The organism is Massilia aurea (assembly GCF_040790145.1).
Taxonomy (GTDB): Bacteria; Pseudomonadota; Gammaproteobacteria; order Burkholderiales; family Burkholderiaceae_D; genus Telluria; species Telluria aurea_C.
The window spans coordinates 153,838-175,164 of the sequence record NZ_JBFMMP010000006.1 but is presented as its reverse complement, the minus strand read 5'-3'; the positions used below and the strand labels follow the sequence as shown (position 1 = coordinate 175,164).

Below are 21,327 nucleotides of genomic sequence, written 5' to 3'. Positions count from 1 at the left end.
TGTTTACCCACCATTAACCTGAGAGAAGACCAAGAATGAAACTGTCCCATTCGCTCGTCCTGACCTTGCCCCTTGCCTCCGGCGCGGCGCTCGGCGCCGAGCTGTCCGTCAAGTTCGACGTGCCGCAACTGAACGTGGCCGAATACCACAAGCCGTACGTCGCGATCTGGATCGAAAAGCCGGACCAGAGCGTCGCTGCCAACCTGGCCGTGCTGTACGACATCAAGATGAAGGACAAGGGCGGCGAGAAATGGGTCAAGGACTTGCGCACCTGGTGGCGCAAGGCCGGGCGCGACGCGACCTTGCCGATCGACGGCGTCAGCGGCGCCACCCGCGCGCCCGGCACCCACACGATGAAATTCGACGCCGCGAAGAACGGCCTGGATAAACTGCCGGCCGGCGACTACAAGCTGGTGCTCGAGGCCGCGCGCGAATCGGGAGGACGCGAGGTGGTCAAGGTGCCGTTCAGCTGGGCCGGTAAAGGCAAGCTGGCAGCGAATGCGGCCGGCAAGGACGAACTGGGCGCCGTGTCGCTCCAGATTCAATAACAACCATTACATTCAGGAGCACACCATGCAACAACACCTTATTTTGAAGAGCGCCATTGTCGGCCTGCTGCTGACCGGCATGTCGATCTCGGCCCACGCCCACCGCGCCTGGCTTCTCCCCAACACGGCCATGGTCGACAACAAGGAAGCCTGGGTCATGATCGACGCCGCGATCTCGAACGAAGTGTTCGAGTTCAACCACCACCCGCTGCGCCTGGACAATCTCACCATCACCGATCCGGATGGCGTGACCACCAAGGTCGAAGGCGCCGTGGTCGGCAAATACCGCAGCACGCTGGATGTGCGCCTGCCGAAAGACGGCACCTACCGCCTGGCCATTGTCAGCAACAATGTGATGGGCAGCTACAAGCTGGGCAACGAAACCAAGCGCATTCGTGGCGCGGCAGGCAGCGACGCCGTGGCGATCCCGGCCGGCGCGACCGAAGTAAAGACGACTGAAGTGCACTCGCGCAATGAAACCTTTGTCTCGGCCAACAAGCTCAGCGAAGGTGCACTCAAGCCGAGCGGCGTCGGCCTGGAAATGATCCCGGTCACCAATCCGTCCGACCTGCGCGTGGGCGAGCCGATCCGCGTGCGCTTCCATCTCGATGGCAAGCCGCTGGCCAACCTGCCGTTCAGCGTTGTGCCGGGCACCGTGAAATACCGCGGCGCCTCGGGCGAGCAGCGTTTGACGACGGACGCCAAGGGCGAAGCGTCGTTCACGGTGCCGGCGGCCAATATGTACTGGCTCAGCGCCAACGCGCCATTCGGCGAAGGCAAGGACAAGCCGCAGCCGGGCGCCAAGCGCTACAGCTACGCCGCCACGCTCGAAGTGCTGCCGCAATAAAGCAGCACGCATGCGCGAGGTTCTCGTTCCACTGACCGTCGATGCGGCCATGCCGCCCGGCGGCAGCACGCTGTTTTCCACGTCCGGCACATCGATGGGCACCACCTGGTCGGCGCGGATGATGCTGCCGCCGGGGTTCGATGGCGCCGTGGTGTCCCGGGCGCTGCAGAACGAGCTGGACGAGATCGTGGCGCAGATGAGTCATTGGGCTCCAGATTCCGTGCTGTCGCGCTATAACCACGCGCCGGCCGGTAGCTGGCATGCGCTGCCGCCCCAGTTTTTTGCGGTCGCCGAGTACGCGCTGCAGGTGTCGCATGACAGCGGCGGGGCCTACGATCCGGCCGCCGGCGCCCTGGTCGACCTGTGGGGCTTTGGCGCCAGCGGGCGCCATGACCAGGCGGGGTTTCACGCGCCGCAGGCCGCAGCGATCGATGCGGTGCTGGCACGGCGCAGCGCAGCTCGGCCAGTGCTCGACCGCGCCGGACGCCGTCTGCTGCAGCCGGGCGGCGCGCAGCTCGATCTGTCGTCGGTGGCCAAAGGCTACGCGGTCGACCGCATGGCGCACTGCCTGGAAGATCGCAGCGTGCGCCATTTCGTCGTCGAAGCCGGCGGCGAGTTGCGCGGGGCCGGGGTCAAGGCCGGTGGCGAGCCTTGGTGGGTCCAAGTCGAGGGCGTGCCCGATGGCGACGCTGCGCGCCAGACGATCGTCGCCCTGCACGGCCTGGCGATCGCCACCTCGGGCGACTACCGGCGCTACTTCCAGCATGGCGCGCGCCGCGCCGCGCACACGCTCGATCCGCGCAGCGGCTATCCGAGCGACCATGGCCTGGCCTCGGTGACGGTGCTGGCCCCGACCTGCATGGCGGCCGACGCACTGTCCACCGCCCTCACGGTGCTCGGGCCTGACGCAGGACTGGCGTTTGCGGAACAACGCGCCATCGCGGCGCGCTTTCTCGTGCGCGGCGCCGCCGGCTTGACGCACATTACGACGCGCGACTGGCGCTTGCTGATGCAATGATGACGATCGAACCACTGCGCTGGGGCAGCGCCCTGGCACTATCCGGCGCGTATCTGGCGCTGTGTGTGGGCCTGTGGCGCATGCACCTGGCAAAGGTGCGCCCCGCCGGCGCGGCCGCCGACTGGCTCGTGGTGTACGCCAGCCAGACCGGCAGCGCAGAATATCTGGCCGAACGCACGGCTGCCACGCTGGGCCTCGGTGGCCTGGATGCGCGCGCGGCCTGCATCTCGACACTCGACGCGGCGACGCTGGCCGGCGCCAGCCGCATCCTGTTCATCTGCAGCACCTATGGCGAAGGCGACGCGCCCGATTCCGCCGCCCGCTTTGCCACGCAGGTCATGGGCGCGGCGCCGGATCTGTCGCATCTGCACTTCGGCATGCTGGCCCTGGGCGACGCCACCTATGCCAACTACTGCGGCTTCGGCCGCGCGCTCGACGGCTGGCTGCGCGAGCACGGCGCAACGGGCCTGTTCGAGCGGATCGACGTCGACCGCGGCGCGCCCGCCGCGCTGGCGCAATGGCAGCATCATCTGAGCCACCTGGCCGGCACGAGCGATGCGCCGGACTGGGAAGCGCCCGCCTACGGTACATGGCGCATCGCCGGGCGCACGCTGCTCAATCCGGGCAGTGCCGGCGCGCCGCTGTACCGCCTCGCTTTGATGCCGGACGATGGCGTCCTGCCCAGTTGGGAAGCGGGCGACCTGGCGCAGGTGAGCGCGCCGGCGGACCCGGATCATCCGCGCGAATATTCGATTGCGTCGGTGCCGGCTGAAGGCGAGCTGGCATTGTTTGTCCGCCTGCAGCAGCGCGAGGACGGCACGCCGGGCGCGGCATCGGGCTGGTTATGCACGGGCGCGCTCGAAACGGACACGATCCGGCTGCGCGTGCGCGCACACGCCCGTTTCCGGCTGGGCGAGAATGCGATTCGACCGCTCATCGCCATTGGCAATGGCAGCGGACTGGCTGGCCTGCGCGCGCTGCTCAAGGCGCGCATCGACGCTGGCGCCCACCGCAACTGGCTGCTGTTCGGCGAGCGCAATGCGGCGCACGATTTTTTGTGCCGGGGCGAGCTCGAAGAATGGCGCGACAGCGGCGCGCTGGCGCGGCTCGACCTGGCCTTCTCGCGCGATGGCGCGGCGGCGCGCTATGTGCAACACCTGGTGCTTGCACAGGCCGGCCTGCTGCACCAGTGGGTGCTGGACGGCGCGGCGATCTATGTCTGCGGCAGCCTGCAAGGCATGGCTGGCGGGGTGCATGACGCGCTGGTCGAGGTGCTAGGGCAGGAGGTCGTCGAAGCGATGATGGGCGACGGGCGCTATCGGCGCGATGTGTATTGACCTTACCGGCCGATGCGTATGGGAATGGGCTACCATGGCCTGTCCCAACTCTGCGCACCCAACGTGAAGATCGCCATCGGCCACCGCCTGTTCGCCTCGGTTTTGCTCGCCATGCTGGCTGTGGCAGCGGCTGCCGTGTTGTTGCTGCGCCAGAATGTGCTGGACAGTTTTGGTGACTACGCGGTGGCGATCGAACTCGACCGGCTCGACGAACTCTCGGGCGCCATCGCGCGCCAGTATCGAGAGCATGGCGATTGGACGTTCGTGCCGCGTGGCGACAGCCGGCGCAACTGGATCGGCGGCGAGCTGACACGGCTGCAGACCGTGCGCGGGCTGCCGGTCGCGCTGGTCGCGCCGGTCGCGCCGGTCGCACCGGTGGCGCCAGTGGCCCCGGCGTCACCCGTCGCGGCAATGACTGCGCCACCGGCCCCGCCGATGCCGCCACTGCCACCGCCGCCGCCCGCTCCACCTGGCGTCATCGGGGACCTGTACACCCGAATTACCCTGCTCGATGCGAACGGCGGCTATCTCGCCGGCCGGCCGCCGGGCAGTCTGCCGCTGGTGCAGCGTGCGATCACGGTCGACGGCCGCACGGTCGGCTTTCTCGGCGTGGCCCGCAGCGCCCGGCCAAGCGACGCGATGGCGTACGCCTTCCTCGACCAGTTGCAACGCAGCCTGTGGCTGATCGGCGCCGTGGCCGTGGTGCTCAGCGCCCTCGCCGCGATCGGTCTGGCGCGCCACTTCCGGCGTCCGATCGACCGCCTCGCACGCGGCGCCGGCGCACTGTCGGCAGGCGACTACGCCGTCCGACTGCCGATCGAACGCAGTGATGAATTGGGCGACCTGGCGCGCCATTTCAATGGTCTGGCCGAACGGCTCGACCAGATGGAAGCGGCGCGGCGTCAGTGGGTGGCTGACACGTCGCATGAACTGCGCACCCCGCTGGCCGTGCTGCGCGCGCAGCTCGAAGCGATCCAGGATGGCGTGCGCCAGGCCACGCCGGCGGGGGTCGATGCGATGGTGTTGCAGGTGCACGCACTGACGAAGCTGATCGACGATCTGTATGCGCTCGCGCGCGCCGATGTGGGCGAGCTGACATGCCAGCGCGCACCGCTCGACCTGTGGCAACTGGCGGTCGCCGAAGCGCAGGCGTTCGGCGCGCGCTTCCAGGTGGCCGGCCTGACGTTACAGCTTGGCACGGCGCCGGCACATTCCCACGTGCTGGCCGACGCCGACCGCATGCGCCAGGTGCTCGCGAACCTGTTCGAGAACAACCTGCGCTACACAGCCAACCCAGGTACGGTGCGCCTGGATGCACAAACGGCCGATGGCCATGTGCGCCTGGTGTTCGACGACAGCGCGCCCGGTGTGCCGGATGCGGCGCTGGCGCGCCTGGGCGAACGTTTCTACCGCGTGGACGCGTCGCGCAGCCGCGCGCACGGTGGCGCCGGTCTCGGCCTGGCACTGACGCGGCGCCTGCTCGCTGCGCAGGGCGGCGCGCTGGACTTCGCCCACTCGCCGCTCGGTGGCCTGCGCGTGACGGTGTCGCTGCCGCTGCGTCATGAGGGTTCGGCATGAGCACCGCCATCATGATCGTCGAAGACGAACCGGAACTGGCCGCCGTGATCGCCGACTACGCGCGCGCGGCCGGCTATGTTCCCTCGGTCCACGGTGATGGCGTACAAGCGTTGGCGGCGATCCGGGCAGCGCCACCGGCATTGATCGTGCTCGACCTGATGTTGCCCGGAGTGGACGGTCTGTCTTTGTGCCGCGCGGTGCGCGCGTTCTCGGATGTGCCGATCGTGATGGTCACGGCGCGCGTGGAAGAAATCGACCGGTTGCTGGGCCTGGAACTGGGCGCCGACGACTACCTGTGCAAACCGTTCAGCCCGCGCGAGCTGATGGCGCGGATCAGGGCGATCCTGCGCCGCGCCAGCAGCACGAGCCTGGCGCCGGCGGCACTGGTGCTCGATGAAGGCGCGCGCAGCGTCAGGGTGCACGGCCGCATGATCGACCTGACGCCGAGCGAATACGCGATCCTGGCGGCGCTGGCGCGCCGGCCGGGCCAGGTGCTGTCGCGCGCGCAGCTGCTCGACGCGGCCCGCGCCGACAATCTCGACGCGACCGACCGCGCCATCGACAGCCACGTCAAGAACCTGCGGCGCAAGATCGAGGCGGCCGCGCCAGGGCTGGAGCCGATCGGGTCGATCTATGGTCTGGGCTACCGCTACGACCTGTCGTAGGCATCTCCACGGTTTCTCCACATTCGGCGGGCACGATGACGTTCACGCCCACCACGGAGAACCCCATGAAACGAACGATCCTCGCCGGCCTGGCCTTGACCCTCTCGCTCGGCGCCAGCCTTGCACAAGCCGCCGTCCACATCGAATGCACCGCCGAGCGCGGCAAGTGCCCGCACCCCCCGGCGCCACCCGCACCACCGGCCCCGCCGGCACCACCGCCATCACCGGCCGGCCACGCGATGCCGGTGCCACCGGTACCACCGGCGCCGCCCGCGCCCCCTGCCCCGCCGGCCATCGACATGCCCGAGATTCCCGCCTCGGCACAGGCCGCCTGCGCCGGCAAGAAAGACGGCAGCCGGCTGACGCTCACGCCGCGCCCCGGTGAAACCATGGGCGGTGTATGTGAACGGGAAGGCGACCGGATGGTGTTCCAGCTGCGCAGCTATCACCGCGCCGATTGAGCGACAGCCACTGTCGACATGGCATCACGCTTGTTCTATGCTGGCGCCATGTCGACGCCTGATCCTTTTATCACCCCACCCCAGCCGCCCTCCGCGCCCGAACTCGACGATTGCTGCCGCAGCGGCTGCAATCCCTGCGTATTCGATCTGTATGACGACGCACTTGAACGTTATGAGCGGGCATTGGCCGCATGGAAGGCGGCCGCGCAGCCCCCATCCAACCAAAAGTCATGATGTTGATAAATTGATTACAATCGGTCGATCTGTCATGCCTTTGGAGGCGCAATGCTCGACCTCGATCTACCCTGGTGGGAGCTGATCGCGCGCGGCGCGATCGTCTACTGCGCCCTGCTCGTGATGATGCGCCTGTCGGGCCGGCGCACGGTCGGCCAGTTCACGCCGTTCGACTTGCTGGTGGTGATGCTGCTGTCCGAAGCCGTGTCCAATTCGATGACCGGCGGCGATGAATCGCTGCTGGGTGGCCTGATCATCGCCGGCACGCTGGTGGCGCTGACGGTGCTGGTCGCGTTCCTGACCTCGCGCAGCCGCAAGTTCGAGTCGATCGTCGAAGGCAGTCCCGTGCTGATCGGGCGCGATGGCGTGTTTTTCGACGATGTGATGAAGCGCTGCCGCCTGTCGCAGGACGATGTCGAAGAAGCGCTGCGCGGCGCCGACTGCCCGCAGTCGAAGATGAAGTGCGCTTTCCTCGAGGCGAACGGCTCCATCAGCATCATGCAAAACCCGCAGTGAATTCATTCGCGGCGTCTCTCTGTGCCAGCAGGCGGCCCCAGGCCGGCACCGCAGCGCGCCAGAAGTCATCGATGGACTCGGGCTGTGGCGGGTCGAGCGCAAGACCCAGGAAGCCTGCCGTCTCGAGTAGCGCTTTGACCGTAGCCGGCTCGTCGCCTGCCGTCACCGCCAGCGCCCCCGTCTGCTTCGACAATTTTTCCCCATTACTATTGCGTACGACCGGCACGTGCAGATAGCGCGGCGTCGGCGCACCCAACAGGCGCTGCAGATAGATCTGGCGCGGTGTCGAGTCGAGCAAGTCGGCGCCGCGTACGATGTCGGTCACGCCTTGTTCAATATCGTCCACAACGACTGCCAGTTGATACGCCCAGAAACCATCTGCGCGTTTGAGCACGAAGTCGCCGGCATCGACTGTCAGGTGCTGCGTGACCGGACCGGCGAAGCGGTCGATGAAGGTGATCTCGTCCTGCCCCGCTTCGGGCACGCGCACACGCAGGCTGCGCATGGTGCGGCCCGGGCCGAGGCCGTGGCGGCAGGTGCCAGGATAGATGGCGCTGCCATCGGGCGCGACGCCAATACGCGAGTCGGCGATCTCGCGCCGGTTGCAGCCGCAGGGATAGGTGGCGCGCGCGATGCGCGCGGCCGCCGCCTCGTACAAATGCTTGCGCCGGCTCTGCCAGACGATCTCGCCGTCATGGCGCATGCCCAGCGCAGCCAGCAGATGCAGGATGCCTTCGGCGGCGCCATCGACGGCGCGACCTTCGTCGATGTCTTCGATGCGGATCAGCCATGTGCCGTCATGCCAGCGGGCATCGAGATAACTGGCCATGGCGGCCACCAGCGAGCCCGCGTGCAGCGGCCCGGATGGCGATGGCGCAAAGCGGCCGATATAAGGTCTGGTCACTGCGGGATGCTTATTTTTTCAGTGTTTTCTCGTGCGCGGCGATGATGCCGACCACCTGGTCGTTGACCTGATTGGGCACCGCGAGCGAGAGCTGGTAATGCACGATCTCGAAGCCCGTCTTCGTCGTGCGCAGCACGCCGCTGGCCATCGCCGGGCCCATGTTTTTTGTGTCGAGCAGCTCGTCGAACCAGATCAGCGACTTGTCGGCGGACGCATAGACATTGCGGCGCGTGGCCTTGAAGGTCCAGGCCGCCTTGGCGTCGAAGTACTTCTTCGACCACGCCTTGAACTCGTCGCGCGTCCACAGCTCGGTGCGGTCGGTGCCGATATACACGCCATCCTTGGCGATCTTGTCGAAGTATGCCATGCGCGTGTTGGCGGCGTCGTCGTGCCAGCCGTCCATGAAGGCGTTCACGTCGCGGGTCAGGGTGGCATCGGTCGCGGCGCTGACAGCGCCGATCAGGCCGACGCAAAGAAGGCAAGCGGTGAGAAAACGTTTCATTGGAATCCCGTGGTGGAGGTTATGAGCGAAAGCATTGTACACACGCAAATGTCGTAATTGTGCGATCGCTCATGCCGCCGACGTCGGGAACTACCGGTGCAACTCCCCTGCCCGCTCCGGCTGGTACTCGATCCCCAGCACCGTCGCTTCGAACACCCCGCCATCGGGCCGCTGCCACGTGATGCTGCCGCCAACCCGCAAGCCCAGCAGCGCCGTGCCCACCGGCGTGAGCACCGACAATTGCTCGCCGCTGTCATGCATGTCTTTCGGGTAGCTCAGCGTCATGGTGACGTCTTCATCCGACCCGGCGAAGCGAAAGCGAACGCGCGAATTCATGGTGACGACGTCGGGTGGCATGTCCCACGGTTCGACCAGTTCAGCGCGCTCGAGTTCGCCGAGCAGGGCGTCGCGCGCGGTGGCCTGCGCCGCAGGAAGACGATCGAGGATGCGTTCAAGACGCTCGAGGTCGAGCCACGAGACGACGATGGAATCTTTCATTGTAGTTCTCCACGAAAGGGCCGGATACGGCCCGAATAGTGACGGCACCGTCTGGATAAGACGGTGCACCCGTGCGCTGGAAGTTGGATGCGGACCGGGCCAGTATAGCCCCGTTCCCGGTTCGCGCCAGACGTAAAAAAAGCGGGCCGCAGCCCGCTTTCCATGGAGGCGACAGCGATTTAACGCTTGTCGATACCCGGCACGTCACGCGCTGGCGAACCGACGAACAGCTGACGTGGACGGCCGATCTTCTGTTCTGGATCGGCGATCATTTCGTTCCACTGCGCGATCCAGCCGATGGTACGGGCCATCGCGAAGATGCCGGTGAACATGGTGACCGGGATGCCCAGTGCCGATTGCACGATGCCCGAGTAGAAGTCGACGTTCGGGTACAGCTTGCGCGAGACGAAGTATTCGTCTTCGAGTGCAATGCGTTCCAGCTCCATCGCCAGCTTGAACAGCGGGTCGTCCTGCAGGCCCAGCTCTTCCAGCACTTCGTGGCAGGTTTCGCGCATCAGCTTGGCGCGCGGGTCGAAGTTCTTGTACACGCGGTGACCGAAGCCCATCAGCTTGACGCCCGAGTTCTTGTCCTTGACCTTCTCGATGAAGGCCGGGATGTTCTCGACGCTGCCGATTTCCTTCAGCATGTTCAGTGCCGCTTCGTTGGCGCCGCCGTGGGCAGGGCCCCACAGGCAGGCGATGCCGGCAGCGATACAGGCGAACGGGTTGGCGCCCGACGAACCGGCCAGACGGACGGTCGAGGTCGATGCGTTCTGCTCGTGGTCGGCGTGCAGGATCAGGATGCGGTCCAGTGCGCGCACCAGCACGTCGTTGACCTTGTACTCTTCGCACGGGTTGGCGAACATCATGTACATGAAGTTGGCGCTGTACGACAGGTCGTTGCGTGGGTACACGAACGGCTGGCCGACGTTGTACTTGTACGCCATTGCGACCAGGGTCGGCAGCTTGGCGATCAGGCGGATCGCCGAGATTTCGCGCTGCTTGGCATCGTTGATGTCGAGCGAGTCGTGGTAGAACGAGGCCAGCGCGCCGACCGTGCCGACCAGCACCGACATCGGGTGCGCGTCACGGCGGAAGCCACGGAAGAAGAAGTTCATCTGCTCGTGGATCATCGTGTGCTTGGTCACGGTCTCGGTGAACGTTTCCTTGTCCACGGCGTTCGGCAGTTCGCCATTGAGCAGCAGGTAGCAGGTTTCCAGGAAGTCGCAGTTGACGGCCAGTTGCTCGATCGGGTAACCGCGGTACAGCAGCTCGCCCTTGTCACCGTCGATGTAGGTGATGCTCGAGTTGCAGGCGGCGGTCGACATGAAGCCAGGATCGTACGTGAACTTGCCGGTTGCGCCGTACAGCTTGCGGATGTCGACGACGTCCGGGCCGATGGTGCCTTTGTAGATCGGCATGTCGATCGACGGGCTGCCGTCAGAAAACGACAGGGTGGCTTTGGTATCAGAGATGTTCATGGCACTTCCTTCTTGTGGGAGTGGGTCTACAAAATAAAACGAAACCGGGGGGCGCCGCGACGTGCCGCGTTGGCGAATCGGATGCCCATAGCTCGCTTACGCTTGCCGCAGCTTCGCCAACAAGGCGCGCACGTGCGGCAGGTCGACCTCGCCGGAGGGCTCGGAGCGCCCCAGCAGCAGGTCCATCAACGGGTTGTCCGCCAGGTCCAGCAGGCGCGTCAGCGCATCGACCTCTTCGTCGGTCATGTCCTGTTCGTGCGCATCGAGAAAGCGCGTCAGGATCAGATCGTTCTCGAGCAGGCCACGACGTGCACGCCAGCGCAGGCGGGCACGGTTGGCAGGATCGGCTTGATGTGATATCACACTGGAATCCGTTGTTGGTTCGACATCATACTCCGGCTGCCACGATTCGGCAGTACGGTACTTTTACGGTAATGCACACGTTTATTGAACACGTGGAAGGCTGCGCCAGCCACCCGCTCAATATACGTCTGCACACCGGCGTGGTGCATGCGACGCCGAACCACGGCGGCGCATGCACCTGGATCGCTTAAATCGCGCGACGCACCAGCAATTCCTTGATCTTGCCGATCGCCTTGTTCGGATTGAGGCCCTTCGGGCACACGTCCGTGCAGTTCATGATCGAGTGGCAGCGGAACAGACGGTACGGATCTTCCAGGTTGTCCAGGCGATCGTTGGTCGCTTCGTCGCGCGAGTCGGCGATGAAGCGGTACGCCTGCAGCAGGCCGGCAGGACCGACGAATTTGTCGGGATTCCACCAGAACGACGGGCACGAGGTCGAGCAGCAGGCGCACAGGATGCACTCGTACAGGCCGTCCAGCTCTTCGCGCTCTTCAGGCGATTGCAGACGCTCTTTTTCAGGCCGGATCGACTCGTTGATCAGGTACGGCTTGACCGAGTGATACTGCTTGAAGAAGTTGGTCATGTCGACGATCAGGTCGCGCACCACCGGCAGGCCTGGCAGCGGACGCAGCACGATCGGCTGGGTCAGTTCGTTCAGGTTGGTGGTGCAGGCCAGGCCGTTCTTGCCGTTGATGTTCATCGCGTCCGAACCGCACACGCCTTCACGGCACGAGCGGCGCAGCGCCAGCGAGTCATCGACGTCCGACTTGATGCGCTGCAAAACATCCAGCAGCATCTTGTCGGTGTCTTGCAGCTCGACCGAAACGTCTTGCATATAAGGCTTCGAATCCTTGTCCGGATCGTAGCGGTAAATTTTCAGTTGGACAGTGCGTGCCATGTTTTACCTATCTCATCACGGCCACCGGGCGACAATCGCCGGGCGGCCACAAAAATGTTTAGAAAGTGCGTGGTTTCGGCTTGAAGGTGTCGACCGTCAGCGGCTTTTGCACGACGCCCTTGTACTCGAGGCGGTTGCCTTCGGTAAAGAACAGCGTGTGCTTCATCCAGTTCTCGTCGTCACGCTGCTCGTAATCGCTGTGGGCGTGGGCGCCGCGCGATTCCTTGCGCGCCTGGGCCGAGACGATGGTTGCTTTCGCGGTCTCGATCAGGTTGTCCAGTTCGAGCGCTTCGACGCGGGCGGTGTTGAACACTTTCGACTTGTCCTGGAACGACACGTGCTTGCGACGCTCGTCGAGCTTCATGATCTCGGTCACGCCCTGGGTCAGCAGTGCGTCGGTGCGGAACACGCCGCAGTACTTCTGCATCGCGGCGCGGATGTCGTTGGCGACGTGCTGCACTTTTTCGCCACCGGTCGAGGTCTCGAGCTTGTTCAGGCGCGCCAGTGCGAAGTCGGCAGCGTCAGCCGGCATCGGCTTGGCAACTTTCTGCTTCAGGTTCGATGCGACGACGTGGTTGCCGGCAGCGCGGCCGAACACCACCAGGTCGAGCAGCGAGTTGGTGCCCAGGCGGTTCGCGCCGTGGACCGACACGCAGGCACATTCGCCGATTGCGTACAGGCCATTGACGATCTTCTGGCCGCCGGTACCGTCCGGCGCCACCACCTGGCCGTGGATATTGGTCGGGATGCCGCCCATCTGGTAGTGAATCGTCGGCACGACCGGAATTGGTTCCTTGGTCGCATCGACGTTGGCGAACTTGTGGCCGATTTCGAGGATCGAAGGCAGGCGCTTCTGGATGACTTCCGAGCCGATGTGACGCAGGTCCAGCAGCACGTGGTCCTTGTTCGGACCGCAGCCGCGGCCTTCCTTGATCTCCTGGTCCATCGAGCGCGACACGAAGTCGCGCGGCGCCAGGTCTTTCAGCGTCGGCGCATAGCGCTCCATGAAGCGTTCGCCGTTGCTGTTGATCAGGATACCGCCCTCGCCGCGCACGCCTTCGGTGATCAAGACGCCCGCGCCCGACACACCGGTCGGGTGGAACTGCCAGAACTCCATGTCTTGCAGCGGCAGGCCAGCCCGCGCCGCCATGCCCATGCCGTCGCCGGTGTTGATGAAGGCATTGGTCGATGCGGCAAAAATACGGCCGGCGCCGCCGGTAGCGAAGATGGTGGTCTTCGCTTCCAGGATCATCACGTCGCCGGTTTCCATTTCAAGGGCCATCACGCCGACCACGTCGCCGTCGGCATCGCGGATCACGTCCAGCGCCATCCATTCGACGAAGAAGTGGGTGCGGGCACGGACGTTGCGCTGATACAGCGTGTGCAGCAGGGCGTGACCGGTACGGTCGGCCGCCGCGCAGGCGCGCTGGACTGGCTTTTCGCCGAAGTTGGCGGTGTGGCCACCGAACGGGCGCTGGTAAATCGTGCCGTCAGGGTTACGGTCGAACGGCATGCCGAAGTGTTCGAGCTCGTACACGACCTTTGGTGCTTCGCGGCACATGAATTCAATCGCATCCTGGTCACCCAGGTAGTCGCCGCCCTTGACGGTGTCAAACATGTGCCAGTACCAGTCGTCTTCGCTCATATTGCCGAGCGAGGCGCCGATGCCGCCCTGCGCTGCCACGGTGTGCGAGCGGGTCGGGAACACTTTGGAAAGAACAGCGACGTTCAGGCCGGCTTCGGCCAGTTGCAGGGACGCGCGCATGCCGGAACCGCCGGCGCCAACGATGACCGCGTCAAAACGACGGGTAGGAATTGCAGTTTTGATAGCTGCCACGATTACACACTCCAGAGAATTTGCACGGTCCAGGCGGCGCAAGCGAGCAGCCAGAAGATCGTTGCCAGCATCAGGAACAGACGCAGGCCTGCCGATTTAACATAGTCCATCCAGATGTCGCGGATGCCGACCCAGGCGTGGTAGTACAGGCCCAGGAAGGTGACCAGCGAAAACAGTTTGAACCACTGGGCAGCGAACAGGCCGGCCCAGCCTTCATACGTGAAATTCTGGCCGGTGAGGAACGACACCAGGAGGATGACCGTGTAGACCGCCATGACGATGGCGGTGATGCGCTGCGCCAGCCAATCCTTGACGCCGTAGTGCGCGCCAACGACCAGGCGGCGCGGGCCGATATTATTCTTGGTTGCCATGATTTAGAACACTCCGAACAGTTTCAGGCCGACCAGCGCGGTCAGCAGCAGGCTGATGACCAGCACCCAGCGTGCGGTCGACTGGGCTGCATCCTTGTCCAGGGCAAAGTGATTGTCCATGAACAGGTGACGGATGCCGGCGGTAAAGTGGTGCAGGTAAGCCCACGACAGGCCCAGCAGGACGAGCTTGGCGAGCGGGTGGGACACGATGCCGGCGAAGTAGCCGAACGACGATTCCGACAGCAGGCTTTGCTGGAACAGGTACAACAGGAAAGGCAGTGCCAGGAACAGCCCGGCGCCGCTGACACGATGCAGGATCGACACGATGGCCGATGGCGGCATGCGATATTTGCCAGTGATATCGGCGATGCCGATATTGCGGAACTCCGGCCGCCCCTTCTGCTTTGCTTCTCTCACGGCTTCGGACATGATGGTACACCTCCCTTAAGACAACAATTTTTATATGAACCCTGCGGATTTTCGCCGATTTCCCTGTCCTGGTTCGTTCACGCGAAGCCAGGTGGGCGGGACAGCGAGCGGTGGACCGGGTCATGTCCGCCGCGTACCCAAAACCAAACTATTTTAGTCGCTCTTGCCGACTTTCGCTGCGGTATGTCATTACCGCCGCATAAGCTTATTTCTACTGCTGAGTTACCTCTTCAAGACAACTCATTCTGGTAATGATGCTGCTCGGTCAGATACATCCCGCGACGCAGCTCGACCGCCTTGTCGCCGTAGGTGAACGACACACGTTCGCCGCACAGCAGCGGTGTCCCCTCGGGCACCTTCAGATACTCGGCCGTGGCGGCGTCCGCAGCGACGGCGCGGATCTTTTCCGTCGCGCGGATCATGCGGGTGCCGAATTCGGTCTCGAACAGGCCATACATCGGCCCCTTGTATTCCACCAGGCGCTCGGCGCTCAGGCCCTTGAACAATTGACCCGGCAGCCACAGCTCTTCGAGAATGGTCGGTTTGCCCTCGAACGACTGCACGCGCTTGATATACACGACGGCGTCGCCAGACTTCAGGTCGAGCAGGCGCGCGACCTCGGCCGGCGCCCGGATGCGCTTGACTTCAAGGAAGCGGTTTTCTGGATGGCGCGGCAAACCTTCGTCGGGCCGCAGGCGCAGGAAGCGAAAGTGCGCGCGCTCTTCGGCGTGGCTGGCGACAAACGTGCCCTTGCCCTGGCGGCGCATGACCAGGTTCTCGGCCGCCAGCTCGTCGATCGCCTTGCGCACGGTGCCCTGGCTGACCTTGAAGCGGCCGGCCAGCTCGACTTCGCTCGGCATCATTTCACCCGGCTTCCACTCGCCGGCCTGCAGGCTTTTGGTGATCAGGGCCTTGATCTGCTGGTACAACGGCCGGAAGGACGGTGAACCACTGGCGGCAGGGTCAAGAGCCGGATTGGACGAGGTGGAATTCATAGACCGCGATTTCACCACAAAAGTGCCATACCGTCCAGCTTTTGAGGCATTCAGATATCTGTCTTATATAAGACATAAGATATGAATTGACAGCGCCAATGACGGGGGCATACACTCATGCCCGACCGGGAGTCGGTGGCACTCTTCATAGAGTACGCGCGCGACACCCGCGATTGACTTGAATAGCCCGGCACACGCTTTTTGCGTATCATTGCAGTTTGATTAAAGTCTGATTGCAGCTGAGCCTCACAAGCGTATGCTCGGCGTCGACCTCGGTGCAAACCGTTTTCATTCCCACTTTTGGAGATTCATCATGGCTAAAACCCCAATGCGCGTCGCTGTGACCGGCGCGGCCGGCCAGATCGGCTATTCCCTGCTGTTCCGCATCGCCAACGGCGACATGCTCGGCAAGGACCAGCCGGTCATCCTTCAGCTGCTCGAAATCGACAACGAGAAAGCACAGAAGGCGCTCAAGGGCGTCATGATGGAAATCGACGACTGCGCGTTCCCGCTGCTCGAAGGCATGACTGCGCACTCCGACCCAATGACCGCGTTCAAGGACATCGACGTCGCCCTGCTGGTCGGCGCCCGTCCACGCGGCCCTGGCATGGAACGCAAGGACCTGCTCGAAGCCAACGCCCAGATCTTCACCGTGCAAGGTAAAGCCCTGGACGCCGTCGCCTCGCGCAACGTCAAAGTGCTGGTCGTCGGCAACCCAGCCAACACCAATGCCTACATCGCCATGAAGTCGGCGCCGAGCCTGCCAGCGAAGAACTTCACCGCCATGCTGCGCCTGGACCACAACCGCGCCCTGTCGCAAGTGGCTGCCAAGACCGGCAAGGCCGTCAAGGACATCGAAAAAATGGTCGTGTGGGGCAATCACTCGCCAACCATGTACGCCGACTACCGTTTTGCGACCGCCGGCAGCGAGCAGGTCAAGGACCTGATCAACGACCAGGAATGGAACGCCAACACCTTCTTGCCAACCGTCGGCAAGCGCGGCGCCGCGATCATCGAAGCGCGCGGCCTGTCGTCGGCAGCCTCGGCCGCCAATGCAGCGATCGACCACGTGCGTGACTGGGTGCTGGGCACCAACGGCAAATGGACCACGATGGGCATCCCGTCGGACGGTTCGTATGGCATCCCTGAAGGCACCATGTTCGGCTTCCCGGTCACGACCGAGAACGGCGAATACACGATCGTGCAAGGCCTGGACATCGATTCGTTCTCGCAAGAGCGCATCAACCTGACCCTGAAAGAGCTGGAAGAAGAAAAAGCCGGCGTTGCACATCTGCTGGGCTAATTCTCACCAAGGCGTATGGCATCTGCCGTACGCCAACACGCCGTGCCACTGAACCGGCACGGCGGTTTTACGTTGTAAATAGAAAGCTATGCATCCTTCCGAGGTTTTATTCCAGGGCAAACGCCAGCCGCTTCTTCTCCCCGCCTGCGATCACTACGCCGGCTCCGAGAAGCTGATGCGCAAATCGCTGACCCTGCAACAAGAGCTTGGTCCCTTGTTTGACATCACCTTCGACTGCGAAGACGGCGCCCAGGCTGGCGTCGAGCACGAGCACGCCATCCTGGTGGCGAGCCTGGTCAACAGCGAAGAAAACCGCTTCAACCGCGTCGGCGCGCGCCTGCACGAGCCGACGAGCATCCACTTTGCCAACGACGTCGCCACCATCGTCGGCGGCGCCGCAGCGCGCCTGGCGTATATCGTGCTGCCGAAGGTCGACAGCGTGGATGAGGTACGCGGCGCGATCGCGCTGGTCAATCAGCACGCCGTCGCTGCCGGCCGCACGGACTTGCCAATTCACGTGCTGATCGAAACCCATGGCGCCCTGCACGACGCCTACGAGATCGCGGCGCTGCCGCAGGTCGAGTGCCTGTCGTTCGGCATCATGGATTTTGTCTCGGCCCACTACGGCGCGATCCCGGCCAGTGCGATGCGCACGCCGGGGCAGTTCACGCACCCGCTGGTGGTGCGCGCAAAACTCGAAATGGTCGCTGCCTGCCACGCCCACGGCAAGGTGGCATCGCACAATGTGACGACCGACATCAAGGACAGTGCGACGGTGGCGAACGACGCCCAGCGCGCCGGCGCCGAGTTCGGTTTTAACCGCATGTGGAGCATCCACCCGGACCAGATCAAGCCGATCCTGAAGGCGTTCACGCCGCGTTTGTCCGAAGTGAATGAAGCGACGAATATCCTGACCGAAGCCATGGCGGCGGGCTGGGGACCGATTGCGCAACACGGCCGCTTGCACGACCGTGCGAGCTACCGATATTATTGGTCGGTGTTGCAGCGTGCCAAGTTGGCAGGCCTCGCGCTGCCCGAGGCGGCTGCAGCAATCGTCAACCTCCCCGACACCCAATAATCCCGACCATGGCCACCCTCTTCTCTCCAGTATTCGCTGCCTGCGCGCTTGCGCTCGCCGCTGCCGTCGCCTGTGCGCCGGCCAACGCCGCCACGCCGGTGGTGCATCCGAAAGCCTCGGCAGTGCTCGCGGCCGAGGCGGCGAAAAAGCCGGCGAAAGCTGCCGCGAAAAAGCCGTCGAAGAAAACCAAAGCCGCTGCAGCAGCAGGCGTTACCGCTGCCGCCGTCGTGGCGGCGAATCCGCTCGAAGTCGACGAACCGGACATCACCGACACCAAGACCACCGAGTACGCTTGTGAACTTGGCAACAAAATCACCATCTATACGAATGAGAACGATGCGGCCCACATCGCGCTGCGCTGGAAGACCCGGCTGCACCGCCTGGCCCGCATCGGCACCACCACCGGCGCCTTGCGCTTTGAAAATCCGCACTATGGCCTGATCTGGATCGGTATTCCGTCCAAGGGCATCCTGCTCGATTCAAAGCTCAACCGCCAGCTGGCCAATGAATGCAAGAACGCCGAACAGTCCGCGATCGTGGCGACCGCGGAGCCGGAGGCGAGCAAGACTTGAAGCCGCGGTGTGGATTTCCCGGATCCATACCGTCCTGTCGCCTGATGTTATTTGTAGCTGTTGAAATAACAATATTCCACTGAAGGAGAGATTATGTCTCGCAACACTCTGAACACACTGAAGGAATTCCCGATCGGCGCAGGCCAGAGCGGCCAGTTTCACTCGCTGCCAGCGCTGGCGGAAACCCTTGGTGTGAACCTGTCGCGCCTGCCGGTGTCGATTCGTATCGTCCTGGAATCGGTGCTGCGTAACTGCGACGGCAAGAAAGTCACCGAAGAGCACGTCAAGCAGGTCGCAGGCTGGAACGCGACGGCAGAGCGTACCGACGAGATCCCGTTCGTCGTGGCCCGCGTCGTGCTGCAAGACTTTACCGGCGTGCCGCTGCTGGCCGACCTGGCCGCGATGCGCAACGTCGCCGCCAAGATGGGCGCCGACCCGAAGAAGATCGAGCCACTGGTGCCGGTCGACCTGGTCGTCGACCACTCGGTCACGATCGACCACTTCCGCGAGCCGAACGCGCTCGACCTGAACATGAAGCTGGAATTCTCGCGCAACAACGAGCGCTACCAGTTCATGAAATGGGGCATGCAGGCCTTTGACACCTTCGGCGTCGTGCCACCGGGCTTCGGCATCGTCCACCAGGTCAACCTGGAATACCTGGCGCGCGGCGTCATGAAGCAAGGCGACGTGTACTACCCTGACACCCTGGTCGGCACCGACTCGCACACCACCATGATCAACGGCGTCGGCGTCGTCGGCTGGGGCGTGGGCGGCATCGAAGCCGAAGCCGGCATGCTGGGCCAGCCGGTGTACTTCCTGACCCCGGACGTCATCGGCGTCAACCTCAAGGGCAAGCTGCGCGAAGGCTGCACCGCGACCGACCTGGTGCTGACCGTCACCGAACTGCTGCGCAAAGAGAAAGTCGTCGGCAAGTTCGTCGAATTCTTCGGCGCCGGCACCCGCTCGCTGTCGACCACCGACCGCGCGACCATCGGCAATATGGCGCCTGAATACGGCGCAACGATGGGCTTCTTCCCGGTGGACGAAGCCACCGTCGACTACTTCCGCGGCACCGGCCGTACCGAAGAAGAACTGGCCGCATTCGAAGGCTACTACCGCGCCCAGGGCATGTTCGGCATCCCGCAAGAAGGCGACATCGACTTCACGCGCGTGGTTGAACTGGACCTGTCGACCGTCACGCCATCGCTGGCGGGTCCGAAGCGCCCGCAAGACCGTATTGAACTGGGCAACGTGAAGAACAACTTCACCCAACTGTTCAGCCTGCCAACGACGCAGAACGGCTTCAACAAGAATCCGGACGACCTCAACAAGCAGTACACGACCACCAACGGCGTGAACGTGAAGAACGGCGACATCCTGATCGCCGCCATCACGTCGTGCACCAACACGTCGAACCCGAGCGTGCTGCTGGCTGCCGGCCTGCTGGCCAAGAAAGCCGTCGAGCGCGGCCTGACCGTGGCGCCGCACATCAAGTCGTCGCTGGCCCCTGGCTCGCGCGTGGTCACCGAGTACCTGACCGCTGCCGGCCTCTTGCCCTACCTGGAAAAGCTGGGCTTCGGCGTAACCGCCTACGGCTGCACGACCTGCATCGGCAATGCCGGTGACCTGACCCCGGAACTGAACGCTGCGATCACCCAGAACGACATCGTCGCGTCGGCCGTGTTGTCGGGCAACCGTAACTTCGAGGCGCGGATCCACCCGAACATCCGTTCGAACTTCCTGGCCTCGCCACCGCTGGTTGTCGCCTACGCGATCGCCGGCAACATGACGCGCGACCTGATGACCGAGCCAGTTGGCCAGGACAGCAACGGCGTGGACGTGTACCTGGGCGACATCTGGCCGACCTCGCAAGAGATCGGCGAACTGATGCGCTTCGCGATGAACTCGGAAGTGTTCAAGTCGAACTACGCCGACGTCAAGGGCAACCCGGGCGAGCTGTGGGAACGCGTGGCCACCAGCGAAGGTCAAGTGTACAACTGGCCTGAGTCGACCTACATCGCCGAGCCGCCATTCTTCGCCGACTTCGAGATGACCCCGAAAGCAGTGGCCACCGGCATCACCGGCGCGCGCGCACTGGGCGTGTTCGGCGACTCGATCACCACCGACCACATCTCCCCGGCCGGTTCGATCAAGGAAGACGGCCCAGCGGGCAAGTGGCTCAAGGAGCACAACGTGCTCAAGGCCGACTTCAACTCGTACGGCTCGCGTCGCGGCAACCACGAAATCATGATGCGCGGCACCTTCGCCAACGTGCGGATCAAGAACCGCATGATCCCGGTCGGCCCGGACGGTTCGGCGATCGAAGGCGGCATCACGCAGTTCCAGCCAAGCGGCGAACAGATGTCGATCTATGACGCGGCCATGCAGTACGTGGCTGCCGGTACCCCGACCATGATCTTCGGCGGCGAAGAGTACGGCACCGGCTCGTCGCGCGACTGGGCGGCGAAAGGTACGCAACTGCTGGGCGTGAAGGCCGTGATCGTGCGTTCGTTCGAACGCATCCACCGCTCGAACCTGGTGGGCATGGGCGTGCTGCCGCTGCAATTCATCGGTAACGACAGCGTCGACACCCTGGGCATCACGGGTAAAGAAACCTACGACCTGAAAGGCCTCGAAGGCGAGATCAAGCCGCAACAACTGGCCACGCTCGTGATCCACCGTGAGAACGGCGAATCGCAAGAAGTCAAAGTGCTGCTGCGTATCGATACGCCGATCGAAGTCGATTACTACAAGCATGGCGGGATTCTGCCGTTCGTGCTGCGTCAGCTGCTGGCGTAATCAGTTTCACTCAGCATAAAGGGCTGGAATCCTCACGGGTTCCAGCCCTTTTTTTCAAACCAAGCGCGCTACTGGCTCCCCCATCCTTAAAAC

General features: G+C 64.0%; 23 protein-coding genes. 13 read left to right on the top strand and 10 right to left on the bottom strand.

Translation table 11 applies throughout. The annotated features are described in order from the left end of the window. Positions 1-35: 35 nt before the first annotated feature. From AB2N08_RS11675 to AB2N08_RS11635, 9 genes are all read left to right on the top strand, one after another. Entirely contained in the window at positions 36-548 is a 513-nt protein-coding gene (locus tag AB2N08_RS11675; RefSeq protein ID WP_367610815.1) for a DUF2271 domain-containing protein, read from the top strand. A 25-nt stretch (positions 549-573) separates the two neighbouring features. Further along, on the top strand, positions 574-1,395 hold the full coding sequence (locus tag AB2N08_RS11670) for a DUF4198 domain-containing protein (protein ID WP_367610814.1): 822 nt from the start codon (positions 574-576) through the stop codon (positions 1,393-1,395). Between the two features lie 10 nt (positions 1,396-1,405). Then, on the top strand, positions 1,406-2,413 hold the full coding sequence (locus tag AB2N08_RS11665) for an FAD:protein FMN transferase (protein ID WP_367610813.1): 1,008 nt from the start codon (positions 1,406-1,408) through the stop codon (positions 2,411-2,413). Continuing rightward, on the top strand, positions 2,413-3,750 hold the full coding sequence (locus AB2N08_RS11660) for a sulfite reductase subunit alpha (RefSeq protein WP_367610812.1): 1,338 nt from the start codon (positions 2,413-2,415) through the stop codon (positions 3,748-3,750). The genes AB2N08_RS11665 and AB2N08_RS11660 overlap by 1 nt, the downstream gene beginning before the upstream one ends. 63 nt (positions 3,751-3,813) lie before the next feature. Further along, on the top strand, positions 3,814-5,328 hold the full coding sequence (locus AB2N08_RS11655; protein WP_367610811.1) for an ATP-binding protein: 1,515 nt from the start codon (positions 3,814-3,816) through the stop codon (positions 5,326-5,328). Next, on the top strand, positions 5,325-5,993 hold the full coding sequence (locus tag AB2N08_RS11650) for a response regulator (RefSeq protein ID WP_367610810.1): 669 nt from the start codon (positions 5,325-5,327) through the stop codon (positions 5,991-5,993). Before AB2N08_RS11655 ends, AB2N08_RS11650 begins: the two co-directional genes overlap by 4 nt. Positions 5,994-6,058: 65 nt before the next feature. Next, complete coding sequence (locus AB2N08_RS11645; RefSeq protein WP_367610809.1) at positions 6,059-6,454, top strand: hypothetical protein; 396 nt, start codon at positions 6,059-6,061, stop codon at positions 6,452-6,454. An 18-nt stretch (positions 6,455-6,472) separates the two neighbouring features. Continuing rightward, positions 6,473-6,688 (top strand): oxidoreductase-like domain-containing protein, encoded by a 216-nt coding sequence (locus AB2N08_RS11640; RefSeq protein ID WP_367610808.1) that lies wholly within the window; start codon positions 6,473-6,475, stop codon positions 6,686-6,688. A gap of 51 nt (positions 6,689-6,739) precedes the next feature. Continuing rightward, entirely contained in the window at positions 6,740-7,204 is a 465-nt protein-coding gene (locus tag AB2N08_RS11635) for a DUF421 domain-containing protein (protein ID WP_367610807.1), read from the top strand. On the opposite strand, the gene gluQRS is transcribed toward AB2N08_RS11635, so the two are convergent. The 10 genes from gluQRS to AB2N08_RS11585 all read right to left on the bottom strand — a co-directional run bounded on the left by gluQRS (position 7,185) and on the right by AB2N08_RS11585 (position 15,482). After that, positions 7,185-8,108 (bottom strand): tRNA glutamyl-Q(34) synthetase GluQRS, encoded by a 924-nt coding sequence (gluQRS, locus tag AB2N08_RS11630; RefSeq protein ID WP_367610806.1) that lies wholly within the window; start codon positions 8,106-8,108, stop codon positions 7,185-7,187. The genes AB2N08_RS11635 and gluQRS overlap by 20 nt on opposite strands. A 10-nt stretch (positions 8,109-8,118) precedes the next feature. Further along, positions 8,119-8,610, bottom strand: a complete 492-nt coding sequence (locus AB2N08_RS11625; RefSeq protein ID WP_367610805.1) for a nuclear transport factor 2 family protein — start codon at positions 8,608-8,610, stop codon at positions 8,119-8,121. A gap of 90 nt (positions 8,611-8,700) precedes the next feature. Then, positions 8,701-9,108 (bottom strand): nucleoside diphosphate kinase regulator, encoded by a 408-nt coding sequence (gene rnk, locus AB2N08_RS11620; RefSeq protein ID WP_367610804.1) that lies wholly within the window; start codon positions 9,106-9,108, stop codon positions 8,701-8,703. A 179-nt stretch (positions 9,109-9,287) separates the two neighbouring features. Further along, entirely contained in the window at positions 9,288-10,589 is a 1,302-nt protein-coding gene (gene gltA, locus AB2N08_RS11615) for a citrate synthase (protein WP_367610803.1), read from the bottom strand. Between the two features lie 96 nt (positions 10,590-10,685). Next, positions 10,686-10,952: an FAD assembly factor SdhE gene (locus AB2N08_RS11610; RefSeq protein WP_367610802.1), complete on the bottom strand. Its 267-nt coding sequence runs from the start codon at positions 10,950-10,952 to the stop codon at positions 10,686-10,688. A 187-nt stretch (positions 10,953-11,139) separates the two neighbouring features. Continuing rightward, complete coding sequence (locus AB2N08_RS11605; protein ID WP_367610801.1) at positions 11,140-11,850, bottom strand: succinate dehydrogenase iron-sulfur subunit; 711 nt, start codon at positions 11,848-11,850, stop codon at positions 11,140-11,142. A gap of 58 nt (positions 11,851-11,908) precedes the next feature. Next, positions 11,909-13,687 carry a succinate dehydrogenase flavoprotein subunit gene (sdhA, locus tag AB2N08_RS11600; RefSeq protein WP_367610800.1) on the bottom strand — a complete coding sequence of 593 codons (1,779 nt, stop codon included), beginning with the start codon at positions 13,685-13,687 and terminating at the stop codon, positions 11,909-11,911. 2 nt (positions 13,688-13,689) lie between these two features. Then, entirely contained in the window at positions 13,690-14,058 is a 369-nt protein-coding gene (gene sdhD / locus AB2N08_RS11595) for a succinate dehydrogenase, hydrophobic membrane anchor protein (RefSeq protein WP_367610799.1), read from the bottom strand. Between the two features lie 3 nt (positions 14,059-14,061). Further along, positions 14,062-14,487 (bottom strand): succinate dehydrogenase, cytochrome b556 subunit, encoded by a 426-nt coding sequence (sdhC, locus tag AB2N08_RS11590; protein WP_367610798.1) that lies wholly within the window; start codon positions 14,485-14,487, stop codon positions 14,062-14,064. A gap of 230 nt (positions 14,488-14,717) precedes the next feature. Next, positions 14,718-15,482, bottom strand: a complete 765-nt coding sequence (locus tag AB2N08_RS11585) for a GntR family transcriptional regulator (protein ID WP_367610797.1) — start codon at positions 15,480-15,482, stop codon at positions 14,718-14,720. 313 nt (positions 15,483-15,795) lie between these two features. Between AB2N08_RS11585 and AB2N08_RS11580 the strand changes: the two genes are divergently transcribed. The 4 genes from AB2N08_RS11580 (at position 15,796) to acnA (ending at position 21,234) form a co-directional block, all read left to right on the top strand. Next, positions 15,796-16,785 carry a malate dehydrogenase gene (locus tag AB2N08_RS11580; protein ID WP_367610796.1) on the top strand — a complete coding sequence of 330 codons (990 nt, stop codon included), beginning with the start codon at positions 15,796-15,798 and terminating at the stop codon, positions 16,783-16,785. Between the two features lie 88 nt (positions 16,786-16,873). Continuing rightward, complete coding sequence (locus AB2N08_RS11575) at positions 16,874-17,863, top strand: HpcH/HpaI aldolase/citrate lyase family protein (protein ID WP_367610795.1); 990 nt, start codon at positions 16,874-16,876, stop codon at positions 17,861-17,863. Positions 17,864-17,871: 8 nt separating this feature from the next. Further along, entirely contained in the window at positions 17,872-18,435 is a 564-nt protein-coding gene (locus tag AB2N08_RS11570) for a hypothetical protein (RefSeq protein WP_367610794.1), read from the top strand. A 93-nt stretch (positions 18,436-18,528) separates the two neighbouring features. After that, entirely contained in the window at positions 18,529-21,234 is a 2,706-nt protein-coding gene (acnA, locus tag AB2N08_RS11565) for an aconitate hydratase AcnA (protein ID WP_367610793.1), read from the top strand. Positions 21,235-21,327 lie beyond the last annotated feature (93 nt).

Coding starts and splice junctions, on each gene's coding strand:
- acnA (WP_367610793.1), top strand. CDS start 18,529: ATGTCTCGCAACACTCTGAACACACTGAAGGAATTCCCGATCGGCGCA.
- AB2N08_RS11585 (WP_367610797.1), bottom strand. CDS start 15,482: ATGAATTCCACCTCGTCCAATCCGGCTCTTGACCCTGCCGCCAGTGGT.
- AB2N08_RS11570 (WP_367610794.1), top strand. CDS start 17,872: ATGGCCACCCTCTTCTCTCCAGTATTCGCTGCCTGCGCGCTTGCGCTC.
- AB2N08_RS11580 (WP_367610796.1), top strand. CDS start 15,796: ATGGCTAAAACCCCAATGCGCGTCGCTGTGACCGGCGCGGCCGGCCAG.
- AB2N08_RS11625 (WP_367610805.1), bottom strand. CDS start 8,610: ATGAAACGTTTTCTCACCGCTTGCCTTCTTTGCGTCGGCCTGATCGGC.
- AB2N08_RS11635 (WP_367610807.1), top strand. CDS start 6,740: ATGCTCGACCTCGATCTACCCTGGTGGGAGCTGATCGCGCGCGGCGCG.
- gltA (WP_367610803.1), bottom strand. CDS start 10,589: ATGAACATCTCTGATACCAAAGCCACCCTGTCGTTTTCTGACGGCAGC.
- AB2N08_RS11660 (WP_367610812.1), top strand. CDS start 2,413: ATGACGATCGAACCACTGCGCTGGGGCAGCGCCCTGGCACTATCCGGC.
- AB2N08_RS11640 (WP_367610808.1), top strand. CDS start 6,473: ATGGCATCACGCTTGTTCTATGCTGGCGCCATGTCGACGCCTGATCCT.
- sdhD (WP_367610799.1), bottom strand. CDS start 14,058: ATGGCAACCAAGAATAATATCGGCCCGCGCCGCCTGGTCGTTGGCGCG.
- sdhC (WP_367610798.1), bottom strand. CDS start 14,487: ATGTCCGAAGCCGTGAGAGAAGCAAAGCAGAAGGGGCGGCCGGAGTTC.
- AB2N08_RS11665 (WP_367610813.1), top strand. CDS start 1,406: ATGCGCGAGGTTCTCGTTCCACTGACCGTCGATGCGGCCATGCCGCCC.
- rnk (WP_367610804.1), bottom strand. CDS start 9,108: ATGAAAGATTCCATCGTCGTCTCGTGGCTCGACCTCGAGCGTCTTGAA.
- AB2N08_RS11675 (WP_367610815.1), top strand. CDS start 36: ATGAAACTGTCCCATTCGCTCGTCCTGACCTTGCCCCTTGCCTCCGGC.
- AB2N08_RS11605 (WP_367610801.1), bottom strand. CDS start 11,850: ATGGCACGCACTGTCCAACTGAAAATTTACCGCTACGATCCGGACAAG.
- AB2N08_RS11670 (WP_367610814.1), top strand. CDS start 574: ATGCAACAACACCTTATTTTGAAGAGCGCCATTGTCGGCCTGCTGCTG.
- AB2N08_RS11650 (WP_367610810.1), top strand. CDS start 5,325: ATGAGCACCGCCATCATGATCGTCGAAGACGAACCGGAACTGGCCGCC.
- AB2N08_RS11645 (WP_367610809.1), top strand. CDS start 6,059: ATGAAACGAACGATCCTCGCCGGCCTGGCCTTGACCCTCTCGCTCGGC.
- AB2N08_RS11575 (WP_367610795.1), top strand. CDS start 16,874: ATGCATCCTTCCGAGGTTTTATTCCAGGGCAAACGCCAGCCGCTTCTT.